The organism is Oceanobacillus sp. AG, assembly GCF_009746545.1.
GTDB lineage: Bacteria > Bacillota > Bacilli > Bacillales > Amphibacillaceae > Oceanobacillus > Oceanobacillus indicireducens.
Map to the genome: position 1 here is coordinate 81,483 of NZ_WOWT01000017.1, position 9,033 is coordinate 90,515.

At 34.7% G+C, this 9,033-nt stretch carries 12 protein-coding genes and 3 pseudogenes; 2 read left to right on the forward strand and 13 right to left on the reverse strand.

Annotated elements, in window-relative coordinates; translation table 11 throughout:
* Nucleotides 1-45 precede the first annotated feature (45 nt).
* From GN217_RS10665 to GN217_RS10675, 3 genes are all read right to left on the reverse strand, one after another.
* Nucleotides 46-399, reverse strand: coding sequence for a VOC family protein (locus tag GN217_RS10665; protein ID WP_156856666.1), 354 nt, complete (start codon nucleotides 397-399; stop codon nucleotides 46-48).
* Nucleotides 400-631: 232 nt separating this feature from the next.
* Entirely contained in the window at nucleotides 632-1,051 is a 420-nt protein-coding gene (locus tag GN217_RS10670) for a GNAT family N-acetyltransferase (protein ID WP_156856667.1), read from the reverse strand.
* A gap of 3 nt (nucleotides 1,052-1,054) precedes the next feature.
* Nucleotides 1,055-1,564 carry a GrpB family protein gene (locus GN217_RS10675; protein WP_156856668.1) on the reverse strand — a complete coding sequence of 170 codons (510 nt, stop codon included), beginning with the start codon at nucleotides 1,562-1,564 and terminating at the stop codon, nucleotides 1,055-1,057.
* Between the two features lie 505 nt (nucleotides 1,565-2,069).
* Here GN217_RS10675 and GN217_RS10680 point away from each other — a divergent pair.
* Nucleotides 2,070-2,486: a DUF1259 domain-containing protein gene (locus GN217_RS10680; RefSeq protein ID WP_156856669.1), complete on the forward strand. Its 417-nt coding sequence runs from the start codon at nucleotides 2,070-2,072 to the stop codon at nucleotides 2,484-2,486.
* Between the two features lie 243 nt (nucleotides 2,487-2,729).
* Here the strand turns inward: GN217_RS10680 and GN217_RS10685 are convergent, their stop codons facing one another.
* The 10 genes and pseudogenes from GN217_RS10685 to GN217_RS10730 form a co-directional block, all read right to left on the reverse strand.
* On the reverse strand, nucleotides 2,730-3,182 hold the full coding sequence (locus tag GN217_RS10685; RefSeq protein WP_156856684.1) for a GNAT family N-acetyltransferase: 453 nt from the start codon (nucleotides 3,180-3,182) through the stop codon (nucleotides 2,730-2,732).
* 105 nt (nucleotides 3,183-3,287) lie between these two features.
* The gene (locus tag GN217_RS10690) at nucleotides 3,288-3,767 is read right to left on the reverse strand and encodes a serine hydrolase (RefSeq protein ID WP_156856670.1); all 480 of its coding nucleotides are present in this window, start codon (nucleotides 3,765-3,767) and stop codon (nucleotides 3,288-3,290) included.
* Between the two features lie 102 nt (nucleotides 3,768-3,869).
* Nucleotides 3,870-4,062 (reverse strand): annotated as a pseudogene (locus GN217_RS10695) (amidohydrolase family protein); the annotation flags it as partial.
* Nucleotides 4,063-4,583: 521 nt separating this feature from the next.
* Complete coding sequence (locus GN217_RS10700) at nucleotides 4,584-5,090, reverse strand: GNAT family N-acetyltransferase (RefSeq protein WP_156856671.1); 507 nt, start codon at nucleotides 5,088-5,090, stop codon at nucleotides 4,584-4,586.
* Between the two features lie 155 nt (nucleotides 5,091-5,245).
* Nucleotides 5,246-6,178, reverse strand: coding sequence for a nucleoside hydrolase (locus GN217_RS10705; protein WP_156856672.1), 933 nt, complete (start codon nucleotides 6,176-6,178; stop codon nucleotides 5,246-5,248).
* Nucleotides 6,179-6,324: 146 nt separating this feature from the next.
* On the reverse strand, nucleotides 6,325-6,504 hold the full coding sequence (locus GN217_RS10710; RefSeq protein WP_156856673.1) for a hypothetical protein: 180 nt from the start codon (nucleotides 6,502-6,504) through the stop codon (nucleotides 6,325-6,327).
* A gap of 130 nt (nucleotides 6,505-6,634) precedes the next feature.
* Entirely contained in the window at nucleotides 6,635-6,928 is a 294-nt protein-coding gene (locus GN217_RS10715; RefSeq protein WP_156856674.1) for a DNA-binding protein, read from the reverse strand.
* A 22-nt stretch (nucleotides 6,929-6,950) separates the two neighbouring features.
* Nucleotides 6,951-7,424, reverse strand: a complete 474-nt coding sequence (locus GN217_RS10720) for a DUF2812 domain-containing protein (RefSeq protein WP_156856675.1) — start codon at nucleotides 7,422-7,424, stop codon at nucleotides 6,951-6,953.
* Between the two features lie 3 nt (nucleotides 7,425-7,427).
* Nucleotides 7,428-7,739 (reverse strand): PadR family transcriptional regulator, encoded by a 312-nt coding sequence (locus GN217_RS10725; protein WP_156856676.1) that lies wholly within the window; start codon nucleotides 7,737-7,739, stop codon nucleotides 7,428-7,430.
* A gap of 276 nt (nucleotides 7,740-8,015) precedes the next feature.
* Nucleotides 8,016-8,456 (reverse strand): annotated as a pseudogene (locus GN217_RS10730) (aldo/keto reductase); the annotation flags it as partial.
* A 312-nt stretch (nucleotides 8,457-8,768) separates the two neighbouring features.
* Here GN217_RS10730 and GN217_RS18985 point away from each other — a divergent pair.
* A pseudogene (locus tag GN217_RS18985) lies at nucleotides 8,769-9,033 on the forward strand (DUF6431 domain-containing protein); the annotation flags it as partial.

The following is a 9,033-nucleotide window of genomic DNA, read 5'->3' on the forward strand; positions in this document are numbered from 1 at the left end:
TTGAAAGGTCATTTTCTTTCTAGTATATGACTCGTTTGCATACTATTAACATTTGCAAACCATTAAAATATTCCCGTCAGGGTCTTTGAAATTAAAATAATGATTATGTTCGATTTCTGTAATTAAATTAACTCCTTTATTGCTCATAAAATGAAATGCTTTCTCAATATCTTTTGTGTTGAAATGGAATGCTGGGGTTTTAAAAGTTCTATCTTCTGAATAAATCTTGCTATCTAATACAATTCCTGTCCCTTCCATGAGTATAACGTAGAGATGACCAAATTGAACTTCCCCTTCTGTTTTTAATCCTAAAATGTCGCAGTACCAATCTCTCGCTTTTTGAATGTTGCTTACTGGGATAAATACTGTTCCGATTTGTTTTAAGATAGGATTTTCCATCAAGACACTCCTCTAATTTTATGTGCTTATTTAATATTCTACGTAATTAGCATGAAATCCTAGTTTCTAGAGATAAAACTGCAGCCTAATTCAATCTAACTATTTTTACCTGCCAGCAGTATGATAGTTTCAGCACGATTGCTATATAATAAATAACGTTTAAAACTATACAATAAAGCGATCGAATAGGACCACCTACTTTAACAATTGCAGACATAGCTGCCGGTAAATCCTAATTAGTCCACTTATAATAAATAAATCTCAAACTTTCTCCATTCATTTCAAACGTTTCATCACTCGTTGCTATATGCTTAAACCCATTTTTCTCCAAAACTCTTTGCGAGGCGATATTGTCAGTAGTTGTCTTCGCTAAAATTTCTTTAATCTCCTGCTTATTAATCGTTGTTAATAACAAATTTACCGATTTATTAGCGATACCTTTGCCAATATATGATTCCCCTACTCTATAACCGATATGACCTGTACCTTGATTTTTATCAACATTTACTAGGTTTATTCTTCCCAAAATAAGGCCATCTTCATTCTTTATTAAGTAAAAATAGGATAAACCTTTAGATTGTTCATCCAACAAGGCTTTATTCTTTTTCGTGAAATTCTCAAAGATGTAGTATTTATCCCCACCTAATGCCATCTTCTAACTTTCCAAATACCAACGAAGAGCTTTTTGTTCCATCTCATTTACAAATTTCTTTTTTGCTGGACTATAACGACTTGTCGTATCGTAGCGTTGAGCCAACTTTTCTTTGAAACGACTGTATTTAGCTACCTCTTGTGGATGAGCCCTCAAATAATCTCGAAAAATTAAATGTCTAGCAATTTCAGGGTTATCAAATTGATAGAAATGAATATGATGGGTTCTGTTATCCCCGCCTTTACGAAATAACCTTCTTCCTTTAATTCCCCATTCCCCAGCAACGTCATATCCTAAAGAATTCATTTGCTCATTGAAAAAGTCAACCTTTTCTATGGATTTAACGATACACATCATGTCGATTACAGGCTTTGCCTTCATCCCCCGTACTGCTGTACTCCCAAAATGCTCACATTTTATTATCAAGTCGCCAAATACTGTTGTAAGAAACGCTGCCTCTGTCTGAAACATGCAAGACCAATCTTCACTATAGTCAGTAAGTCGAACTTTCACGTTATTGTATCCCACCTTTTTATTTTCAGTTTATAAGGATGATCATCATTTCTTGTTCAACTAAGAACTATACACTTTCAATTTGTAACTTAATTGTATCAAACTTCTTTATGAAATATCGGAATTTATCCCAAACGATCATTCTTCATTATAAATTATCGAACTTAATTTCATTGCTGTCCGGTATCCATCTTATGATAACGCAGGGATGATAGGCCAAGGAATAGGGATCTAAAATGTATTGCTAGTTATGCCAGCAATTAACTGATAATTCGAGCCCGTTTGTTAAATACATATATCCTCCAACTACAACTTACATTATTTAATAAAAATATACAGACCTCTTCTAACAAACTTACTTCTTCCACCACCTATTAATAATAGTGATGTAGAAGTCGTTAAAAGCAAAGAATAAAAGGGGGTTTGCTCTGGATGACTCGTCTATACCTATCTAACATCTCCGAATACACTATTTAATGAGAATGAAAAAGAAGGAGGGATTTATATGTATAGAAGAGAAAATGATAAGGAATCCAAATCAAAATCAACTTGTCAAAGACTTGCAAATATTATTGGCGGTGAGGTTATTCAAGCGCAACCTGTTTGTGTGGTAATGCGTCTTCGAGATGATATTAGAGCGACTATTTTAGGCCGCCGCACGCGTTCTCCACTAGCCCTACCTTTCATGTTATCCTTTGAAAATAATGGTTTAAATCTAGGTGAAACTGTAATCCTTCAAAAGGAAGTAAATCCTATGATTCGAGCATTACAAAGAAGGGGGATTATCGTAACTGCATTTCATAACCACTGGTTGTTTGAAGAGCCGAGGTTAATGTATTTGCATTGGGAGAATGTCGGAATGAATCCATTCGAATTTGCGAAGAATAGCTTTGCAGCCGCAAAAGAAGCAGGACTTTTTTAATAAGCGAGCCATTGTGTTATCACAATGGCTTTATTTCTGTTCATTCATTCCTCTTTATTTAGGTATTAATCTAACTTCAGCATTATATTGGTTTGTATCTGGAGCATCTGCATTTATTGTTAACAATTGTACTTAATATTCTACCCTGTAGATAAATAAGAAACATGTTTTTTAAAGAACACTGATTCCCCTATTTTAAATTATTAATCCTCCCCCAGCAGCCATCATTTCTAGAAAACAATTTTATAAATCCATAGATAACCGAATCATATCTCGGCATTGAATACCATTTTCAATAATTTCCTCATCATAATGTCTAATGAAAAAATCTATATCTACACCAATAATTCTAAATCCACATTTTTGATAAAGTGCAAGCTGCCCGATACTTGAATTTCCAGTACCTACTTCCATTGTTTTGTAACCTTTTTCTTTGGCAGTTCGAATAGCATCCATTACCAATGTTTTCCCAAAACCCTTACCATGAAATTCTTCTGCAACCGCCACATTCACCAATTCCACAGTTTCCGGTCTGGTCGGAAGTATTACATATACTCCAATAACGCGATTATCACTTTCTCCAATGAAACATTCTCCTCTTTCCAAATACGCTTCCACTATTTCTCGAGAGGGATCCGCTAGCAATAACAAATCCATAGGTGGGTTTTCGTCTTTATTTAACAACCTGATATTCATCTTAAATCTCCTTTTGCAAAACTTCAAAATGCGAAATCCTATATCATTTGCTATTCCTTTTAAATCTATAAATATATTTTCTCTTAGTATATTTTCCAACATAAATTAACGAAGCGATTCTTTTACTTTTTCCCTAAAATCAGCATCTAGCGCCGTACTGATAACAAAATCATTGAATATATTTCTTATCCAGTAGAGCTCAACATCGGCGGGATTATTTATAGACTTTTTCCACCTAGGATGAGCATCTCCATCCGTATTTGGGAGATAGAATTTATCAAGCTCATCTAACTCCACTTTATCATTAATTGAAAATCTCTTATTTGTTACAGCCTTTACAAAATTAAACGCTATTAGTACTTTTAACGTACTAGCTAACGGAAATTTTTGATCAGAATTTATAGTTAATGTGTCTATACCATCTTCCTTAATCGTAATAGACAGCCTATCTTTATGCTTCTTAAAGTAATTTAATAAATCATGCTTGTCTTTCCTTAAATTGCGTTTATTAATTGCTATTCCAGATATGATAAAAAGAATGAATAAAATTAGCAATACCACTAAAACAATAATAAAAGTTTTCATTTTCACCAACCTTTGAGCTACTTACCTACTCTTTTTCCTAATAAGGATCTTTCTATTAAAGGTGTCTACACATAAAGATTTACCTTAAAAAATCTTCTTAGGTTATTTAAAATACCATGCCAATGCATTCGTATACAAAATTTTATCAATCGCCTGTTCATCAAATAATTCCTGAATCAATTCAATATCCGAATACTGAAAAGGCCTCTTTGCCCGAGTAGACGGCAAGTCTGTCCCAAACATAAGTGCATCCGGATTTACTTCATGTGGGTTATAAAGCATTATTCACATCCATACGATCGCTCCACACCTAATACATTCAGGTCAACGGTTTCATTATGGCAATCACAGGCAACATAACTCGGCGGCATATTTCGATGTATCGGATGAGGAAATTATATTTTAGACGGTACTTAACTACTGACTAAACTTGAATCCTGCTATTTCTGCCTCGTCTGTTTTTTAAAAGCTGTTATTATAATAGCGAATAGTATGACACCAATCACCGAGCCTAGGGTAAAACCCCAACTAAAAAAATCAAAAATAAGATATACAATCAACATACACAGAAGATACCCTGCCAAAAATGCAGGTAAAAAGTTCTTGAGATTCACCACATATCCCTCCATTAAACGACCTGATTATCTCCTATAATTTATACGATTAAAGAACACCTAATGTTCCCCATTTTAAAAGGTAAATTCTTTTTCCCTTCAACTACATTGTCATTACCTATATGTTCTTTTCGTTAAAACAAACCTCAAGAATCTCTAAAATGAACAACTTTAATTTATGCTGCCAAATAATTGAAATGAATTATAATTCCTTCCCCATTATCACATAAGCTTGTTTCGAGTTACCTGGAAAAAAAGGTTCTTTAATATCCTTCCAGCCCAATGACTTATATAATGTGCGAGCGGGATGATTATCAACTTGTGTTGTTAAAATAGCTGTCTTATTTTCAACTGCTTCGACTAGTTTTGTAGCTAACAATCTTGCAAACCCCCGGTTTCTATAAGATGGATGAATTGCTAATTCAACAAATTCAAAACAATCTTTTAGCCACCGTTGATATTCCAGAGCATTTAATTCCTCAGCCAGCAAATTATGATAGAATTGTGTAGGCAATGAGGTGTATCCATACGAAAAACCTATCATACTTCCTTCATTTGACAAAATAGCTAGTCCTCTAAAACCGCTATAGGAGCTATGTCTTTGAATCCGTTCTTCTATGGAATGGTCATTATCTTTCCAAATCTCTTCGTAAAGTGTTGCTGCCTGCTGAAATTGTTCGTCATTGGTTAATCCCATTATTTTTACCATCCGAATTCCCCCCGAAGTATATTCGAGCAATATACCGCATTAATTATGATTTAATATTAACATAATTCTTCCAACATAATTGCACAAAAAAAGACAATCAACAAATGATTGCTTCGATCCTTCACGCATATTCTCTTTTTTAAACAAAACACAATTCACTCCGGCAACATTACCTTATTAAATTGCTCCACAAACGCTGCATAATCAAGACTCACTGCAATCCTTGTCTTTCCTCTTTTACTCGTCGGCCGGTAATCAATATACGACATCCCCTTTACTTCATCGCAGCGAGCGACATGCACATCGTAATATATGTAATCACAGAGGGAGGGATGATTAATAATCATGACGGTGAGCAGATCGTGCACTGGTGCACCTTGAATACCTGGCATCAACTTTTGATAAAAATCATAGTAATATTCAAAAACAGGGACAATCAGCGCAGCATAATATTGTTTCTCATTCTTAGATACAGCTTGAACCATTTCTTCTGTAATAACGGCAAATTGTGTTGCATTTAAAGGCGTGATTGTTAAATTGTGTGCAGACTTGACGACAAAATCAGAAGAATTCGGATCGCCATAGAAGTTAGCTTCAGCGAGCGCCGTTGCGTTCCCCGGCATAAAAAATGCTCCGCCCATTACATAATAGGAATGAACCAATTTTGCATGTTCCGGGAATAAAATAAATGTTGTAGCAAGTGCTGTTGATCGCCCTGTATCAACAAGAATAAGTTCATTTTTATATTTTTCTATGATAAGCCTGATTGTATCAAATGGGTACGTTTGATATTGCAACGGATGTGGCGGCTGGATTGGACCAATTCCTTTTCCATGAATTTCGGGATAAAATGCTAAATAATCATCCTCCATCGGTTGGGAAACTCCAGGAATAATCGGGATATCCGTTCTCCCAGCAAGTTGCATTAGATAGGCTGCATTAGCCGTTGCTTGCTCTTTCGGTACATTCCCGTAACTTGTTACAATACCGACAATTTCAATCTCGGGATCCATCATCATATACATAATTGCAAACGAATCATCTATTCCAGGATCACAAAATAGTAGAATTTTTTTCGTGATAAAAATCCCCCCCTCTATATATGTATATCCCGGAATTTACAAATCATGTTAGGAACAGTATGAAAATTGTAACCATCCCTATCGTTGTAAAAATCGACTACATCATTCATTACAAGTTTTTGTATCCACTAATTGAAAAGAACATTTTTTTACTATTTATTTTTTAATTCCCGGCGAATAAATAATAAAGAAAGGAATAAGTAAAGCGATAAAATAAATGTAGCACCAACTACGGTCCAATTAATTTCCCCATTTCGGAGTATACTCACAATCATAATTCCTGTCAGAACACCTGCAACCAACAATAAATAAGACTTCCATACATGAACCACTTTATCCCCTACCAATCCATTCTACTTCAATGCATTTGATTTACGACGTTTCCTCATTATCTTGTTCACGGTATAATTCTTCACCCTCATTTTTCTAATTAGTTCTTCTAGTGAATCTCTCCACTATTCATTAATAATCATGTGAAGAAAACCACTCCATCAATTTTTTGTATGGATAATAATTTGTTCCGTTTAATTCAATCTTAGGGGCATTGGGATACTTTCTCAATAATTCTTCAATCTCATTTTTGTCTAGATTGGAGTAATATTCCAACTCACTTTCTTTGATAAAGAAATGATAATGATGGCCTTTCTCGGGATGCCCCATATTTTGTAGGCCTTTCCCAATAAAATATCCCATAAGACTTAACCCGACAGCTAACAAAACTAACCCGATTCCTAGACCAGATATTTCTATTTCCATTTGATTCCCTCCATTTTTTCATTCAAATGTTAGTGTATTCATGTTTTCTTCTAATTTTATGGTAAAGGGTCATAACGATCCAAACTACAGTTGGAAATACGATCCCTCCGATCACCATTGATGTTAGAATTTTAACTGTAGTACCCGTCCCTCTGACAAATAGTAAAATAATGATCGTTATCGTTGTATCCGGATCCGTATATATCGGTTTTGTACCAGGACGAGCTCGGAATAAATGAATATCTGCTGAAGAAGAAACATGCGACCAGCCAGAGTTAAAAAAGAAATCAAAGTATTCATCTTGTTCGTCAGCATGTAATGAGCGATAGTCTATTGTGTAAATGTAATCTTTGTTTTCTCCTTTTTCGAGCGTATAGCCCATAAAGCTAAAATCACTGACATGCCAGCCTTTTAGAGAATATCGACGTAATTTATCCATATCTTCATACTCAGAGAAAGCTAGTCCACCTGATGTAATATATTTTGTTTTACTCATTTTTCACTCTCCCTTTAATCCACTTTCTGCTAATTCAATCATTTGTTTTCTCACTTGCAAATCTTCTTCCAGTACCTTTCTGCCATATTCGGTAAGCTCGTATGTTTTGCGCCTTGAATCTTCTCCGTCATACAAATAAATCCACTCTTGTTTTAATAACCTTTTAATAATCGTATACATGGATGCTGGACCTATTGTAATTACCCCATTTGTAGTTTCTTCAATTAAATTCATAATAGCGTAACCGTGTCTCGGTTTCGTTAAAGCAGCCATAATATAAAACATCGTATCTGTTAATTGCTCTGTTTTTTTCAAGCAATCATCTCCTATATCTATTCATGATATATCATAAAGTGATACTTGCATCAGACTTCAATATATCATAATGTGATATATATGTCTATAGGAAAAATGGAAAAATTAAAGAGACAATCTTCTTGAGCGATTGTCTCTTTGATATGTTAATTCTTTTTGACATGATTCCTATTGTAATATTGGACTGGCAAGCCTAATCACAACTCTTTCTCAAGAATTATTTTCGCTTCCCCTACTTTATCCGTATAAGTGCCAATCACATCAAACCCACTTTTAATCCTTCAATTCTTGCAACGCCCCGACTGCCTCAGCCTTTGGCGTATCCTCGTCTGGATAATGAATATACATTAAATCAATATAATCTGTTTTTAATCGTTTCAAGCTCTTTTCAACTTCTTGCTTTAAAAAGTCGGGATTGTTATTATTTATCATTCCATCTTCAGTAAAAACTGGTGAAATCTTCGTTGCCAGTACAAGTTCAGAACGTTTTCCCGTTTCTTCCACTACTTCACCAATTAATTCTTCTGAACGGCCTTTCCCGTATAGATAAGCCGTGTCGATAAAGTCAATACCATGATCAATTGCATAACGGACTGCATTTTTCCCTGCTTCTTCATCTAAGTTCGGAAAAAGATTATGACCACCAATTTTGTTTGTCCCCATACCAACCGGATTTACAACTAGATCTGTTCTGCCAATTTGTACTTTGTTTGTCATTTTAGCACTCCTTCTATGGTATTTATGAATTTGAAAAAACAATACTTTTCTAAAAATTCATTAGGAACATTATAATGCATGCCTTTTCGTGGAGCAATGATTATGTTTCGTTGATTAGTTGGGAAATGCTGTTGGTTTAGGGTGATGCTAAGTTGGATCAGTGACCGAAGAGGAGATGATCTACCAATGTAAAGCTCCACATTGTTCCATCTAAAACACTTGCTAATTGTTCAAATTCCTCCAGATTAAAAATAGACTTCCCTGCTATAATGTGCTAAGTTTTTTTCATATTAATAGAGGGGAGTTTTTTAATTGATTCATTTACATGATTTTAAGATTGATATTTTTCAATACGCGGCAAATGGAATAGAAAATGAGTTTCCTAGGTTAGATCGATGTCCGGGTTGTAATTGTTTCGCTCAGGGAAACATACATCGTCATGGTTATTACTGGCGATATGGTATTGAAGAAGATGAACATATACGACTACCGATTTGTCGTTATCTTTGCTTAGCTTGCGGCATCACCATTTCTATTCTGCCAAGTTTTTTGATTCCTTATTTTCAATATACATTAT